Genomic DNA, 15,148 nt, shown 5'->3' on the forward strand with positions numbered 1-15,148 from the left:
AGGTCGATTCCGCGGAACGACTCAAAGAGCTCATTGTGATTGTGCCAATAGAGCACGACGATGAAGACGGTGAGTGCAAATGCAATTGCGTTTGGTAGCAACTCGAGAAGTGCTTGGTCAAGATTTCCAGAGGGAGTGGTTGCGGGAACAGCGATACTTAAAACAAGCAATGTGAGTGAGATCCCGAAAACACCGTTGCTGAGCGAGAGTAGACGTGAAAACCATTCGCTTTCTCGCCCATAGCTACCTTCTGGTAGGGAGTTACGGTTTTTGAGATGCTTGTAAGATCTATTGGTGTCGGAATATCGGATGGTGTGCCGGGATCTGCGTCTACGACTGGCCATTACTGTCTCGTACGTCTATTGTCGACCCATAATACTTAATCATAGCTCGCAGTTTGGTGAAATGGTAGCTGTGGTTGCATTATCAAACCTATTGTGGAGAAATTCTCCTTTGATTTGCTCGGGCAGCAGCGTTCCATAGGTGAATACAGAGAAAATAGTTTGAATCGGTATCTCTTTGCGCATCGATGGAAAACAACTAACCATATGCAGACACCAGATGGAACTAAATCAATCGAAAAACAGATTCGAGGTTTTGTCGAAGCATATACTCCAGATAGAACGATCGGTCGAACCGCACTGGCGGCTATCACTGGTCCAGTAGGGATTTACTCGTTGCTGCTGGCGTTCGGTTTCCTCATTAATTTCTGGATTGGCTCGTTTCTTATCGTCCCGATGGCTGCTCTTCTCGGTATCATCCTCGTAATAACGACTCTGCTTACACTCTGGCCCGTCTATCTCTCGGCTATTGGCCAAGTTGACTCGCCAGAAGAATATCTGTGTAAGTTAGAGGAAGAAGACAAATGGTCTTCTATCGAACAGCTCAAAGTGAGATATCAGCACGGAGAATTTACAGAAGAAGAGTTTGAGCGTGAAGTTGAGGCAGCCCTCAATCGCCCTTCTTCAAAACCCGACGAGAATTTACCAACGACTGACCAAATCGATGAACTGATCGAACCGGAGTGAAATAACTGATTTCCTTGGAGAAAGTCGCTTTAAAATATATAATATAAAGATATGTTTGGGTGCCAAGGTAATTCGTCTTTTAGCTGACTCCCACTACAAGATCGAGAATTTCTTTATTCAAGCGTAGCGTGAAACTCGTGCTACATACGGGTGATATACATAACACCAGATACAGAGGTAACAAGACGAACAGAGGCTCAAATAGATAACCATCCTACATTTAATATGGCAGCATTGAAAAAGGATAGTATGGGTTGGCACAAGTTCACGGCACTGACGACCGAAAGTACATCTCTGTCGCTTGACAAGGTCGATCAAAGACAGTTCTTTGGGGTCTTTGCTATTGTCCTCGGTGCCTGTCAAGTTGCGCTGACTTTCACTCTAGACGGGTCTCAGTTGCTAATCATGGGGAGTGGAGGGTGGTTACTTATTGGAATCGGCTCGAGTCTAATCCGCGGAAGAAGAGCGTCCGAAAGCGGGTGGAACGAAGATGGAAAGCTAGGGCGTGTAGCGATAGTAGCGTTAACAGGACTGTCGATATGGGTTGCTGCTAGGACAGCCCATTTGCTTGTTCTGGGATAGGATCCCAAAATATCCTACTGGTCGCTCCATTCGCAGCACTAACTTAGCAGCTATCGTGGCGCTGTTAGTCCAGCCTGATGACACAGAGTAAGAGCTCAGCACGACGGTTTCGTTTGTTTCTCCTTCAGATGGGCGAACTACCAAACGGGTAGTTCGCCCTACGTATCGGCTAGTTCACTGCAAAAAGGTGAGAACAACTCTCTGGGGATCGTTCTATGACACGCTTCTGCCGGAAATTTATTATAACAGATAGAATAAGTTGAGTCACAGACAAGAGATGCGAGAACGAGCACTTACTCGCCGAGAGATGATAATGGGAACGAGCGCCGCTCTCGTTATTGGTGGTGCTGGCTGTGTCGGTGAGGAGACCGTCGATAGTGGGACATTCGATCATCCAGACGAGGTCCAAGCCGATGAGTCATTTGAACTAACGATCGATAACCTCCCTACGGAGACCCCAGTAGAGGTGACCATGGAATCCCAGAGCGGGATCGAGGCGAGTGTCACTGTCGAGACCGACGCCGATGGACGGATCGATCTCGCCCGTTCGCCGATCGTTGACGGCGATGTGCCGATCGGTTTCGATGTTCCAACCACCGTCGCCCTAATTCAGTTCGCTTCCGGGTCGTTCTGGGAGTATCAGCCGTCAGAAAAAGAACAATTGATCTACCACGTGGAAACGGCCGACGAAGATTTCGGTTCGGTCAAACTGACTCGCTCCCATCTCGATCGAGAAGCGTACGAGGAACCCGACCACGAGGAGTTAGTTGGTGAAGTATTCACACCCCGTTCTGGCGACGAAGGGCCTGGTGTTCTCGTCTTGCATGGGTCGGAGGGTGAGCCGCTGTTCGATCATGCAATCGCATTGGCTCAACGCGGATTCACAGCGTTTGCACTCCACTACTTTGGCGGGCCCTCCCTCCCTGAAGACCTCGTCGAAATTCCTCTCGAGTACGTCGAGACGGCGGCGCAGTGGCTACTCGATCACAAACGCGTATCTACTGATCAAATCGGTGCGCTCGGCGTCTCGAAGGGAGCCGAGCTTGGTCTTCTTGCCGGGACTTGGATTGACGAAATTGGGCCCGTCGTCTCGATCGTTGGCAGTGGACTTGTCTGGGAGGGTGGCGAGACCATTGATGATCCACCTGGCACGTCATCGTGGTCGATCAATGGTGAACCAGTACCATACGTGCCATACGATACGGACGCATTTGAAGACGGTATCTCAGGTCGAGAATTGTTCGCAGAGTCACTTGAGGCAGCAAGTACGGAAATGATCGAGGACGCCACGATTGCCCTCGAGGAGATCGACGGGGATGTGTTGCTGGTCTCCGCTGACGATGACTGGCTCTGGCCAACGACACGGCTCCACCAGATCGCCATAGACCAATTCGAAACCACCGATGATCTACCAATTGAGCACCTTCGGTACGAGAACGCCGGTCATGGAATCTTTCCACCGTATCGTCCGCTAAGTGGTTTGGAAGATGAATTCGGTGGATCACTTGTTGGGAACGCTCGAGCTGCTCACGACCACTGGCCGTCTGTTCTCGAGACGTTGTGGACACTTGATTGAGCGAGCTGATGAAACGCACTAGTATTGACACATTCTCGGCAGCCATAGTATGTGTAAACGAATAGCATACCACAATAATCAGTAGAGCAGTGACATAGGCAACTGTTGAGAAACTGGGTTAAGAGTAAGATGGTTCGGTAGCTTTCAACCATCTAGAACATAAACGAAAAACGCTGCGACACCGCCCCACCATACAGCTCTGGACAGGAAGTATGAGAGAGTTGTTTCGTGGGGTGGTGGTGCCCCTATGGTCATTCCGACTAGTGGAACTGCCACCAGTATGAGAATGAAGATTCCGAGCGCCTTTGTAAGAGCAAATATGTCAAGCCGGTCTCGAAGAAGTTGCATACTAGTCATTTTGACTTGAAAGAGTAAAAATGTATCTTCAATAGTGGACCCCAGCGTTCAGTTTGCATTTCTCTATAACACGTGTTCGTCTCGAGTGCAACTGTACTCAAGAGAGCCAGCCGTTACGTATAGGGGATCTACATATCAGGTCCAGCCATTCGTGGACTAGACTTTTTGTGTCATCGCTAGTGCTGGCTGCAGCTCCGGTTGCAAATCTCTAAAGAAGGTCTCTGCCTCCTCGAGAAACACTCCAACTGATCAGTTGGCTCAGTACACGACAAAATCAGCCGAGCCGCCGTTCTGTATGAGTGAAGTACGTATCGGTTATAGCCAAAATATTCTATTGTCGAGGATATTTGTTCAATCTTCTGAACATCTAAGAGAGTTTAATCGTTAGAGTGTATTTGTCGTATTGATGCTTTATTATACTGTAGGTATTAAAGAAATGGTAGTATCCCAACTATTATATATGCCAATAGGATAATGTGAGTGTGGAAAGAAGAAAGATCCTGAAGTCGATCACAACTGCGGGGATAGGAAGTACAGCTTTTGTTAGTGGAACCTCAGCAAAAAAACTGGAAAGGGACGAAAATCACGAAAACATTGTTTCCGATATTAACTCGAGTGAAGATAGTAAGAAGTTAATCAAAAAACTCCGGAAAAAAGGGTTTATGCCTCGTTTTGGAGATGCAGAATCTTTTAGAGGAGAAAATGATGATGACATCGAGAGTACAACTATAGTACCGGCAATTAAACAAAATAATGAGCACCAGGAAAACAAAAGCAAGTTGGAACAAGCTCTTCTGGTTCGAACAGAAAAAGAAAGTGGGGCTGTTTCGACGGTAGCACACACACTACACAAAAATTCCAAATCTGAAACTACATACTGGTTAGAGAATGAGGAACTGGTTTCAGAGAAAACGGATCATGAGGACTTGTTGGATGAGGGTGTTTCGACTGAAAGTAATAATAATTTCGACCCAGGAGGAGGTAGCGGTTGTATAGGTGTTGATGAAAGCTGCGTGGATTGGAATTATGCTTGTCTTGGGAAATTAGCACTTCAAACTGGGCTTTGTCTAACTGCACCTGGACTATTGGCGTGTCTGACACGTGCTCTGGGTGTAGAGATATACAGTCATGCAACGGGCCTTGACTGTGACATTTGCAATGAAAAGCACGAACGTTTCGGAAATATGTGTTAGATGAATCACTAAACAGATAACATGAACAACTTGATTGCTAATTTGTATAATTGACTAGTTAGATCATATTCACAGGACAACAACACCCGAATTATCATTAATTTAGCCATGTTGACCAGTACTTTTGCTACTACAGAGTATACTGGCTGGCACTATAGGTATCTCGGGTATCAGGGTTGCGATTTTAGTCATCGATGAAATGTAGCTTGTGGCCACTATGATGTTTCTCGCTGCAAACTACTTGTTCGCACTCTAATGAATATACTATGTGGGCAGTGTCTAGTCAACGAGCGAGCAGTTCTTGGAGTCAGCTGTCATGCACATCCAAGAACCGCTCACCGTTACGCTCGAACCCGATCCGCTTGACTCTTGGGCTGAGGAAAGCACCGCGAACGCTCTGAATGATCAGCGCAACCTTTGAACATCTGGAAGGAACGTCTCGATCCAATCACTAGCGAAACTCAGCCGATGGCTCAAGCGGAGAAATGTCTCGGTGAGGAACGCTCTGAAGTGGTCTCGGTCTGCGAAGATCTCTGGCGAGATCTCGCGTTTCAAATCCTTCCACAGCGGTTCGGTGGCGTTCAATGTCGGTGAATACGGCGGGATGAAGACGAACTCGACGTCGAGTTCGTCGGCCCGTTGTTGGGTGAGTTTCGCGTGATGGGTGCCGTAGTTATCGGCCACAAGCAGAATCCGCCCGACCGGATTCTGCTCGCGGATCTCTTCGAGTGCTTCAACGATTGTCTCTTTAACCAACCGTTCTTTGAACGAGATCACGCTCTGGCCAGTGAGCGCGTAGAACCCAATCGACCGCCTCGGAAACGTTACCAGCGGTTTCTCGATCATCACTGTCCGATCAAACGACCACATTCGCTGAGAATTATCGAACGGTTGAGGCCACGCTTCATCGAAAGAATCCGAACACGACCGGGTCTTTTTTCTCTTCGTCTGGCTCCTCGGGATCCTCGTCGAGCGCCTGTTCGAGGCGCTCGGCGAGAATCTCTTCAGCATCGTCGGGTCGCCGTGGATCCATTGGCCGCGGTTTGGCGTAGTTCATTCCTGCTTCTCGAAGTTTTCGGCTAAGATGGGACAGGTGATACGTGACGGTGTATCGGTCTTCGATAAGCGCGTGAATCTGCTTAGGAGTCCATGGCTGGCCCTCTTCGAGAATCTCACAGACTTCGTTCCACTGTTGTGGGGTGAGCTTCGGCGGCCGGCCGCCGCCGCCGAAGCATGGGCGGAGCCCCTTTACGCCACCATCATTTCACGCCAATGCCCACCGACGCGTCGTGGATCGGGAGATTCCGACGCGTCGGCCTGCTTGCTTGCGCGTATTTCCCTGATAGAGGTTCTTGATGTAACACAGTCGCCGGACGAGACGGGTCTCGTCCGCCTCCTGGGCCGATTCAATTGCTTGATCGAGTTCTTCCTCAGACAGATGTCGCACCAACAAACCACGCTGACTGTTGCTCATCAAGAAAGATACGCTTCCAAAGGGGTCAACGATTTCGCGGACCACTCCGGCGCTGGCTCACCGCCTTCGTCTACTATTATAACACACAACGATCGAATCAGGCGCTCAACAACCGCAGTCCTGCCGAAGAAATAATAAGTCAATAGATATATACTACCACTATGTGAGAAATCGCATATAAAAATTATATATTTTTGGTCCTCTCAATTGACGCTTTTTCATCGAGAGTTTATCTCGCCTGTAATAGTTATAGTAATAGATGGGAACCTAGAATTAGTGACACTCAATAGAATTTGTCGGTTTTCCGCCGGGCTTTGAGAACGCTATTGTATACTGTTCTATCTCACCAGCGATAGAATATGTTGGTGATGGTCCGTTATTCGGTCGAAATAAACACTCCGCCGATCATTCCGAGAATGAAAGTAAGCAAAAATACCCGGGAAAAACTCACAACCGACGAGACGATGCCCCCACCAACCGTGATGAGTACCACCACTAGCAGTGTCATTAAAAGTCGGTGTTGTTGGAAATTTTCTTCTGTTGATTGACCGAAAGTCGTTCGTTCGAAAGTGTATGATAGAAATACAACAAAAATAACGCCACCAATGAGGCCGCCAGCTGTCTGTACCGAGAACCACGTCGACACAGCGAACCCGATCTCTGCTACGAGCACAGCGATGACAATCATATACAATGTATATTTAATGATTGACCGCAGTTGTAGTAAGTCTCGGCTTTTGTTATCGAGGTTGTTTGTCATATGTCTGACTACAGTACAAGAGTGTAAATACGTTGTGTCCGCTTAATAATGGTTTGATTGAAATAAATCCCTATGCCTATTTCCGGTGTAACTGCGAGGAACGGCACGAGAACAGGCGCTAATTGTATTGGATGATGTCCAAGGCAGTCAGGGTATTTAAATTTGTTACGTGCCCGCTGCTGGTGATTAATAGAACCTGCCACCATACACCTAACGTTCAGTGCGCCTCTCTACGTAACGTGTGTTCGTCTCGAGCGCAACTGTACTCAAGAGAGGCAGCCGTTACGTACAGGGAACTCACCGCTCGCACAAGCCGGTGACTACCTTTTTATTGTTCCTTACCGAAATGACTGTATGTTGGGAGAAAACGGAACGGAAAACCCCAGAAGTGAAACTGTGTTCTCTCTCGTCTCTATTGGGTATATATTCATCTTTGTGGGCTTAATTTACAGTATTACCACTCAATCGTGGAACGTATTGTCTGCGTTCATATTTATCGGGGCTCTCCTCACAATTCCTTTCATGTTGCTAACGTAAACGGTCGGTTTGCATCTCCATGTAACGGAATCCAGAGAAGCCCCTGTCTCTGGTAAAGCGGTGGCACAACCGTCATTCTCTTCCAACCCTCTATGTGGTGTGTTATACTCTCAGCTGAACGTCTGAGTTAAACTCCGCTGTTCTCTGTCTGCCAGTCGTGGTTTTTGATGAAGCGTCTGTTACGTATAGGCCAAGTAGGTAACGGCGCAGCAATCGAGTCCTCCGGTAGCTGTCAAAAGCTGCGGGCTGAATACGAGGGTTGAGTTCAACAATTATTTTACAATCCTACTCATATTATTTGTTAATGGTTGAAACTGTTCTACTGGTCGGAGTCGTCGCCTCTATTTTCGTTGGATTCAATATCGGCGGCTCGTCGACCGGGATCGCGTGGGGGCCGGCAGTGGGTGCTGGACTCCTCAGTAAAGTGGCTGCTGCCGGCCTAATGACGTTCTTCGTCTTTCTCGGCGGCTGGACCGTCGGACGAAACGTGATGGACACCCTCGCCGGCGACATTATTACAATCGAGATCTCGCTCGCAGCGGGAGTCGCCGTGCTCTTCTTTATCGGCACGGGAATCCTGATTGCTAACGTTTTCGGCGTACCCGTCCCGACATCGATGACGACCGTCGGTGCGATCGTCGGGCTGGGACTCGCAACCGGAACAGCAAACTTTGAGACGATCGGCTGGATCGTCTCGTGGTGGGTCGTGACGCCGATCCTTGGGTTCTGGGTTGGAGCAATGGTCGGTCGGTACATTTACCCCGAACTCAACCGGCGGGTCCAGATCGAAAAATCCGAGGGAGCCCTGATCACAATCGATCGCAGCGGCTCGCTTCCAAGGCCAGCTCTCGGACCAAACTCTACCTATGGGGAACTCACCGGAACGATCGTTGTTCTCATTATCGGCTGTTATATGGCATTTAGTGCCGGTGCGAGTAACGTCCCGAACGCGGTCGCACCGCTGGTTAGCAGCGGAGCACTCGAGGCGAACCCCGCGATCTTTATTGCGACGATTGCGATCGGTGTCGGTGGTTTCACGATCGCCCGCCGCACGATGGAGTCGGTCGGAACCGAACTTAGCGACATCCCACTGCTTGCGGCCCTCGTGGTCATGACCACTGCGGCGACGATCACGACTGCCCTCTCGTGGATTGGGATTCCGATCAGTCTCGTGATGGCGTCAGTGATGACGATCGTCGGGCTCGGTTGGGGTCGTGCAACCCGTCCTATCACGGCCCGTGATGCGATGCGAGGCGAGACTGACACGGAAATCACGACAGGTGCCCTGAAAGCAGAGCCCGACACCCCAGTGACAAAGATCGGTGAAGAGGAACACGAAGAAGTACTGAGCGCGGATGATCTGTTTAATCCACGAGCCATCATGAAGTACGTCTCAATGTGGATTATTGGTCCAGCAATGTCGACGCTCCTCGCGTACGCATTTTTCGTCGTAGTTCCAGGCGTCGCGTAACACGACGACATCGTCCGATTGAGTCTGGGAGATGGCGTACTTCCCTTTCCGTTTATCTGTCGGCTCATCGTAGAATACGGTATGCTTTCCCGCGTTCTCGTCCCGATGGACGATTCCGAAATGGCAGCGCAAGCCCTCAAATATGCTCTCGAAGCACATCCCGACGCCGAAATAACCGTCCTGCACGTCGCCGGTGGGCCGTCGTCGATGTGGGGTGGGGCATCAGGGCTCGCCCTCGCCGACGATCTTGAGGAAGCATCCCAAGAACACGCCCAAGACGTATTCGATCGTGCTCATGAGATCGCCGCAGAATACGACGCTGAGATCGATACTGAAGTCCAACTCGGCCACCCGGTGCGGGCAATCCTCAAGCAAGCCGACGACTACGAGACAGTGGTGATCGGCAGTCACGGCGGTACGGTTGCAGAACGGCTATTTGTCGGGAACGTTGCTCAGAAAATCTTCCGCCGGTCGCCCGTTCCAGTCACAGTTGTCCGGTGAGTCAATCAACACGGCTCTCTCAACGTCATCGCTATTTTGATAGAACTCTCAGCGTTACATTCGCACATCTACGTAGCGGCTGGTTCACCGAAATAGCGATGAAAACAACACCATGAGAAGAGTTCTGTACATCCTCAACGGTGAAGCAATTGATGCCTCGGTAGCTGTCGAGAGAAGCCTACTGAATAAAGAGCATGCGTTCAGCACGACCTCCCTCCGCAGCCCCTCTCTTTCAACTCCCCTGATCAATTACGTTTCGTCTTTGAGTCCCTCAATTAGCGCTTCGAGTGTGCCGATGTGCTCTTCGAACTTCTCTTTGCCCTGAGGAGTGAGTTCGTACGTCGTCTGCGGTTTCCGGTCGACGAATTCCTTTTCGACTACGATGGCCTCAGCGTCTTCCATTTTCTGTAAGTGCGTGGAAAGATTTCCCTCGGTCACCTCTAGTTGTTCGGTAAGTTCCGGAAATGTGGTGTCGCCGTGCTGGTAGAGATATGCGAAAATCTGCAACCGCGTCGGTTGGTGGACGAGTTTATCAAACTCCATGATTACTCCGAGAGGAACACGTACGAGGCGATGCCGTGACCAGCAAAGAGGATACCGAAAATCACGTAGCCCCACTCCTGCAGGACCTCGACGTTCGGCATGACTGCCCCATAAATGAGCATCCAGATACCGCCGACGTAGAAGGCATGCCGGTCTCGGGTACGGACATTGTACGCTCGCAACGAGGCGGCTTGGACGACGTAGGTCGCACCAATGGCCGCGATTATCAGACCGAAAATCATCGCTTGCCCTTCAACCGGCGAGCGGTCCGTCAAGAATGGATCGACCGCGACGAAGACGGCCACGAGGAAGGCAACGATTCCGCCAATCTGGATCCGGATACTGGGCTTCATTTCGTTGTTCGGAACCTCGTAGTCCCCGATCCGGTACCACTCGTAGAGCAATCCGAGCGTGTAGAATCCACCCCACGACACGGCGTGCCCCCACGGGGCCAACTCGAAGGTGATCACAGCCTGTGATCCGAGCGAGGCGAAAACAGCAAGTGCCCCGTACAGCAGCCACAGTCGAAACGCCGTCGGGTACTGCTCTTGCAGTCCCATCGCTTCCTTGATGTGCGTTAGGTCTCTCTGTAGCGTCTCCGGATCAACCTCCTCGCCGTGGTCGGCGAGATCGTTCTCATCAGTACTCATCGAAATCCCTCCAAGTGAATGTAGTAATTGAACAGGTCAGTGTACGTTGGTTCGATCTCCTCGACTGTACCTGCTGTACCTTCGATTTTGTCGGCGATAGCCGATAGGTGGTGATTACCCTCAAGGAATCCGCGGACTTCGCCTCCGACCGGGAACAGCTCTCCCTCAATGACGAACTCCTTGACGCTTTTTATCGCTTTCCGGCCGCTAACGGTTACAACGGTCGGAACCTGTGCCATCAGCTCTTCTGGACGCCCGATCGAACTGATCGTGCCGTCGGGCATGAACGCGATTCGGTCAGCAATATTTGCATCCATCGGGCGGTGGCTGGAGATCACGAACGTCTTTCCGCGTTCGTACTGTGAGAGGATCACGTCATGAAACTGCTGGATGTTGTGCAGATCGACTCCGGCCGTCGGTTCGTCAAGTAAGTAAATGGGAACTTCGCCGCTCATCGTCAACGCAAACTCAAGTTTCCGTTTCATCCCCTCGGAGTAGTTCTCGACGAGTTTGTCTAATTCTTCCGCGACCTCCAGTTTCTCCGTGTACTCCCGCCACCGTTCAGTAAAGCACGGATGCAAATCCCTGTAGAAGGCGACATTTTCTCGGCCAGTGAGTTTCGGCTCGAGCATCGAATCCTGCAGCATAAAATCCAGGCTCGAGTTTCCCCCTCTGGTGGCCTCACCGAATACCGATACCGTCCCATCAGTCGGAACTTCGCTGCCAGCGAGACAGGAGAGAAGTACCGTCTTCCCGACGCCGTTCGGCCCCATCAATAACACGATTTCGTTTTCCCTGACAGCGAGGTCGGCGCCGGAAAGAATGTTGTCGCCGCCATCGAACTCCTTGCGAAGGTCCTGGCTTTCGAGAATGACCGGTCGGTCGCTGCTCATGCTACCACCTCCCGTTTGTAGAGAACCCGTCGAGTGAGGACGATGCCGATGGCCAACGCACCCACCGAGTAGACGATGAGCAGGCCGAGTCCAGAAAGCACCGTAGGAACTGTAGGCGGGGTGAGACCAGCGCTCCCCGCGATCGTCTGATCTGCAATTAACCGCGTGGCGAGCGTATGCGGCATGCCGTTCAACAACCGGTCCGGCCCGTGATACACCGAAACATCGGTCCCGTTGTAACCCGTCATCATGTAAGCGACGAGCGCAAGACTCACTGTGATGATAGAGGCGTATCGCTCATTTCGAACCGAAACGGTGACCGCAATCGCCACGACCATCCAGAAAATAGCAAAGGTCACGATAGCCAGAACGACAACTGCCGGTGAAAGAGGTGAAGCGAGCGAAAATTCAGCACCAGTTAGGACCGCAACCGGAATCACCGCTAGGAACGCAGTAACAGAGAGCGTGACGCCGGCGAGTAACCGTCCCGTAAGATCGCTTGAGGGAGCGATTGAGAGCGAGCGGAACTGGTGATAACGGTCAGCCTCCAGATCCGTGCCGAGCTGTTCGCAGAAGCTGTTGAGAGCAGCAATAATCGCACCGAACATCCCGAAACTGACCGCGATTACTGCTTTTACACCTCCTTCGCCGGCCCCCATCGCTTCGTCCGGGATTGTCATCGTGATTGTGATCAAATAAAACCCGGCAGGGAAAATCATCGTCCAGAACAGCGCTGCCTTACTTCTGAACAATTCACGCACGTATCTGATCGTGAACGCCTTCGTCTGCCGCATCCAAATGTTTCCCCGCGAGTGTTCGGGCTGAACTGACGGTGACGCGTGCTGTTTTGACATTTCCTATTAGCAAACCACTCTCCAGGGAAATAGTGTTTTTGGTGGAGTGCACTTTGGATCACAAAGTAGTTTTATTTGGTGGACATCCATCTCTCTTACTTAATAATGCTGCCGGGACAAAGGAGGGGTCTCGATGTTGCGTGCTTCGTTGACCATCTTACAGAGCGTTGATGGCGCAGAGACTGAGTTGTACAGGCCAGTCACGTAGGCTCACTACCCGCTGGTGTATTCAGCACGATTCTCTCAACATCCCTATTAGTTGGTGGAAGAGACGGCATTATGTTCGCATCTCCATGTAACGGAATCCAGAGAAGCCCTGTCTCTCTGGTAGAACGGCGTCACCAACCGTAATTCTCTTGCAATCGTTCTATGTGGTATGTCATGTTTTCAGTCCAACGTCCGAGTTTGCCACAAACTCCGCCGTTCTCTATCTGCCAGTCGTGGTTTTGATGAAGCGTCTGTTACGTATAGGTCAAGCAAGTAACGGAGAGACGATCAATTTCTACGATAGCTGTCAAAACCGCTTGCTGAATAGAGAGAGTGAGTGCAGCACGACGCCTCTGTTTGTTCCGCACCAAAATTGGCGAATAACCTACTCGATACACGTGTAAGTTATCACCTACCGTGACTTTGTCTGGTTCTTTTCATCCCAATCCGGTAGCCATTCCGCGTTTGCGGTAACAAACGAAATCCCATAGATAAAGAGGGGTATGAGGATTCCAACAGAGATGAGGAAAGTAAAGTCAAACTCTCCCGGATTGTCAAAGAAGACGCCAGTATATTGAAGAACAGCAAAGGTCAGTAACGCGACCAACGTCGATTTGCCGTATTCACTAAACGAGGGACTCGGAAATTCCATACGGAAAATAGAAGCTATCATTGTATAAGTTAATTCCCGTCAGAACCGGCCCGGATTTCGTACGACATTCGCGCGTTGTATGCAGCATGGTGGTATCAACATCTCGCTTGCCTGATGGAAGTCTCCACGTTAAGTTCGCATCTTCATGTAACAACTATCGGAACTCGAGAACCGTGTCCGAGATCGCTGTTACTCGTCGTTGAGGTCCGGATCAAACAGATCGTCAACGCGGCAGTCGAAGTACGTCGCCAGCTTGAAGGCCAGTTCCAGCGACGGATCGTACCGTTCGCGCTCGACCGAGTTGATCGTTTGACGAGTTACGCCGACGGCTTCAGCGAGTTCACCCTGACTCAGCCCCCGTTCGTTCCGACGTTTCGTGACCTGATTTTCCATAGATCGTTAGTTGCGCCAGAGTACGGTTCCGTAGCAGAATCCGTAGAGGAGTGCGAGAGCCGACAGGACAGAGATTCCGCCCCACATCGTCGACGTGATGGTGAAGTAGCCGCCAGCGTCGAGAACGTAGAGCGCCGGAACGACACTGATCGTTACGATCGCCGTGATCGAGAACATGAGGCCGCTAGCGCGGTTATGGTGTGCTTCGTCGCGTTCGTCGGATAGTTTGGTCTCGGTGATGCGCGGCAAGCCGAATGCGAAATAATAACCCGCATCGTGGCGGATTGCTCACTCGAGGACTAGATGTCTTCGACGCCGTTAACGCTGAGTAGTTCACCGTCCTCGAATTCTGCCACAAGGGATTTCCAGCCATCTTCCGTTCGGTAGTATTGTGTGACTTTTCCGTTGTGGACGATCCGACTTTGGATACCATCCTCAAGTCGGGGACCACTCACATCGAACCAGAAAGCACTACTCGTTTGCTCATCCGGGTAGTCAGTCACATTGTATTGACCGCCAAGACGAGCTGGCTCACGGTAGACATACCTGCCATAGACGATTTCATCGTACCGAACCACATAATACGTAAACTCCTCCTCGAAGTTGCTGGCCTCTGGGTTCGATTCTTCGACTTCGATCTCCACATCTTCAATCGGCGTTGCCTCTGAAGATAGGCTGTTTCCTCGGTGTGCCTTATTTGGTTATGATCCTTGTCCTTGCCCCTGCCCTTGTCCAGAGTTCGCTGCTACTGAGGTAGCGTTTGCTGCTCCAAGACCAATGAGGACTCCGGCGACTTGTAGTAGTTGTCTTCGATTCATGATAGTTGCTCTAGTGAGTCTGATCACTAACCAATAATACTTTAGTTATAGTAAAAATATGTATTTTGTACCCTCAGTAGAGGAAATGTGGCTGTGGTGACTTGTAATGGAGGAGCTTAGACTGCTGAGATCCTACGACACAATTCCCTTTCCTCGTCGAAGATATGCAACAGCGACGGCAATTGCAGCAAGAGCGTGGAGTCCATATCCAACAGGAACAAGCAAGGCAATGGGGTTTCCCGCACCTGTTGAAGCCGATAAATAGATTCCGAGCGGTACCCCCCACTGTCCACCGAGTGCACAGATCGTAACGAGATCAACCCATCCTTTGAAAATCTCATTGAGCACCACACCGTAGATCAGTACAGCTACCGATCCAATTAGCAGTGGAACGGAAATCGCACTGAGCCAGCTCGGAATCGAGTGTGCACCCTCGTAGAGAATGGGATCTCGGAGAAGTGCGATATAGAACTCAATCCCAAATCCTGCTGCTAATCCTACAAATCCTGAAGCTCTGAGTATGTATGAAAACACTGTTGTTCAATATATAATTTCGAGTTATATTATTGGATGGCACTGTCTAGTTCAGCACCTCAGCTGGCGTTTTTCCATCGAGTGATTGATGCGGTCTCTGGCGGTTATAATAATGCACGAACTGC

The 15,148-nt window shown here is 50.6% G+C and carries 19 protein-coding genes and 1 pseudogene; 5 read left to right on the top strand and 15 right to left on the bottom strand.

Translation table 11 applies throughout. The features are described from left to right. A partial coding sequence (locus QA609_RS23730) for a TMEM175 family protein (protein WP_278305098.1) occupies positions 1–344 on the bottom strand: 344 nt, incomplete at its 3' end. Between the two features lie 93 nt (positions 345–437). Between QA609_RS23730 and QA609_RS23735 the strand changes: the two genes are divergently transcribed. Continuing rightward, the gene (locus QA609_RS23735) at positions 438–1,028 is read left to right on the top strand and encodes a hypothetical protein (RefSeq protein ID WP_278305099.1); all 591 of its coding nucleotides are present in this window, start codon (positions 438–440) and stop codon (positions 1,026–1,028) included. An 895-nt stretch (positions 1,029–1,923) separates the two neighbouring features. Further along, positions 1,924–3,186 carry an acyl-CoA thioester hydrolase/BAAT C-terminal domain-containing protein gene (locus QA609_RS23740; protein WP_278305100.1) on the top strand — a complete coding sequence of 421 codons (1,263 nt, stop codon included), beginning with the start codon at positions 1,924–1,926 and terminating at the stop codon, positions 3,184–3,186. Between the two features lie 144 nt (positions 3,187–3,330). On the opposite strand, the gene QA609_RS23745 is transcribed toward QA609_RS23740, so the two are convergent. Next, a complete protein-coding gene (locus QA609_RS23745; protein WP_278305101.1) occupies positions 3,331–3,534 on the bottom strand; it encodes a hypothetical protein in 204 nt (67 codons plus the stop codon). A 491-nt stretch (positions 3,535–4,025) separates the two neighbouring features. Here QA609_RS23745 and QA609_RS23750 point away from each other — a divergent pair, with 491 nt between their 5' ends. Continuing rightward, positions 4,026–4,736: a hypothetical protein gene (locus QA609_RS23750; RefSeq protein ID WP_278305102.1), complete on the top strand. Its 711-nt coding sequence runs from the start codon at positions 4,026–4,028 to the stop codon at positions 4,734–4,736. Between the two features lie 405 nt (positions 4,737–5,141). Here the strand turns inward: QA609_RS23750 and QA609_RS23755 are convergent, their stop codons facing one another. From QA609_RS23755 to QA609_RS23770, 4 genes and pseudogenes are all read right to left on the bottom strand, one after another. Next, a complete protein-coding gene (locus QA609_RS23755; protein ID WP_343233828.1) occupies positions 5,142–5,747 on the bottom strand; it encodes an IS630 family transposase in 606 nt (201 codons plus the stop codon). Beyond that, positions 5,641–5,988: pseudogene (locus QA609_RS23760) on the bottom strand (helix-turn-helix domain-containing protein); the annotation flags it as partial. The gene QA609_RS23755 and the pseudogene QA609_RS23760, both read right to left, overlap by 107 nt. Positions 5,989–6,000: 12 nt before the next feature. Further along, entirely contained in the window at positions 6,001–6,183 is a 183-nt protein-coding gene (locus QA609_RS23765) for a helix-turn-helix domain-containing protein (protein WP_278305104.1), read from the bottom strand. A gap of 403 nt (positions 6,184–6,586) precedes the next feature. Further along, complete coding sequence (locus QA609_RS23770; RefSeq protein ID WP_278305105.1) at positions 6,587–6,970, bottom strand: hypothetical protein; 384 nt, start codon at positions 6,968–6,970, stop codon at positions 6,587–6,589. A gap of 841 nt (positions 6,971–7,811) precedes the next feature. Here QA609_RS23770 and QA609_RS23775 point away from each other — a divergent pair. Both QA609_RS23775 and QA609_RS23780 read left to right on the top strand, forming a co-directional pair. Beyond that, the gene (locus tag QA609_RS23775) at positions 7,812–8,978 is read left to right on the top strand and encodes an inorganic phosphate transporter (RefSeq protein WP_278305106.1); all 1,167 of its coding nucleotides are present in this window, start codon (positions 7,812–7,814) and stop codon (positions 8,976–8,978) included. Between the two features lie 81 nt (positions 8,979–9,059). Further along, complete coding sequence (locus tag QA609_RS23780) at positions 9,060–9,479, top strand: universal stress protein (RefSeq protein ID WP_278305107.1); 420 nt, start codon at positions 9,060–9,062, stop codon at positions 9,477–9,479. Between the two features lie 249 nt (positions 9,480–9,728). On the opposite strand, the gene QA609_RS23785 is transcribed toward QA609_RS23780, so the two are convergent. The 9 genes from QA609_RS23785 to QA609_RS23825 form a co-directional block, all read right to left on the bottom strand. Continuing rightward, complete coding sequence (locus tag QA609_RS23785) at positions 9,729–10,022, bottom strand: transcriptional regulator (protein ID WP_278305108.1); 294 nt, start codon at positions 10,020–10,022, stop codon at positions 9,729–9,731. 2 nt (positions 10,023–10,024) lie between these two features. After that, positions 10,025–10,672: a hypothetical protein gene (locus QA609_RS23790; RefSeq protein ID WP_278305109.1), complete on the bottom strand. Its 648-nt coding sequence runs from the start codon at positions 10,670–10,672 to the stop codon at positions 10,025–10,027. Beyond that, on the bottom strand, positions 10,669–11,565 hold the full coding sequence (locus QA609_RS23795; protein ID WP_278305110.1) for an ABC transporter ATP-binding protein: 897 nt from the start codon (positions 11,563–11,565) through the stop codon (positions 10,669–10,671). Before QA609_RS23795 ends, QA609_RS23790 begins: the two co-directional genes overlap by 4 nt. Beyond that, on the bottom strand, positions 11,562–12,359 hold the full coding sequence (locus QA609_RS23800) for an ABC transporter permease (protein ID WP_278305111.1): 798 nt from the start codon (positions 12,357–12,359) through the stop codon (positions 11,562–11,564). Before QA609_RS23800 ends, QA609_RS23795 begins: the two co-directional genes overlap by 4 nt. 1,108 nt (positions 12,360–13,467) lie before the next feature. Beyond that, complete coding sequence (locus tag QA609_RS23805; RefSeq protein WP_278305112.1) at positions 13,468–13,671, bottom strand: helix-turn-helix transcriptional regulator; 204 nt, start codon at positions 13,669–13,671, stop codon at positions 13,468–13,470. 6 nt (positions 13,672–13,677) lie between these two features. Further along, positions 13,678–13,848 (bottom strand): hypothetical protein, encoded by a 171-nt coding sequence (locus QA609_RS23810; protein ID WP_278305113.1) that lies wholly within the window; start codon positions 13,846–13,848, stop codon positions 13,678–13,680. 122 nt (positions 13,849–13,970) lie between these two features. Then, positions 13,971–14,315, bottom strand: coding sequence for a hypothetical protein (locus QA609_RS23815; protein ID WP_278305114.1), 345 nt, complete (start codon positions 14,313–14,315; stop codon positions 13,971–13,973). Positions 14,316–14,621: 306 nt separating this feature from the next. After that, positions 14,622–15,023 carry a hypothetical protein gene (locus tag QA609_RS23820; protein WP_278305115.1) on the bottom strand — a complete coding sequence of 134 codons (402 nt, stop codon included), beginning with the start codon at positions 15,021–15,023 and terminating at the stop codon, positions 14,622–14,624. 46 nt (positions 15,024–15,069) lie between these two features. Continuing rightward, positions 15,070–15,148, bottom strand: a 79-nt coding sequence (locus QA609_RS23825; RefSeq protein ID WP_278305116.1) for an integrase core domain-containing protein, incomplete at its 5' end; no start/stop codon positions are given.

Source organism: Natronococcus sp. A-GB7 (assembly GCF_029688865.1).
In the GTDB taxonomy this organism is placed as follows: Archaea; Halobacteriota; Halobacteria; order Halobacteriales; family Natrialbaceae; genus Natronococcus.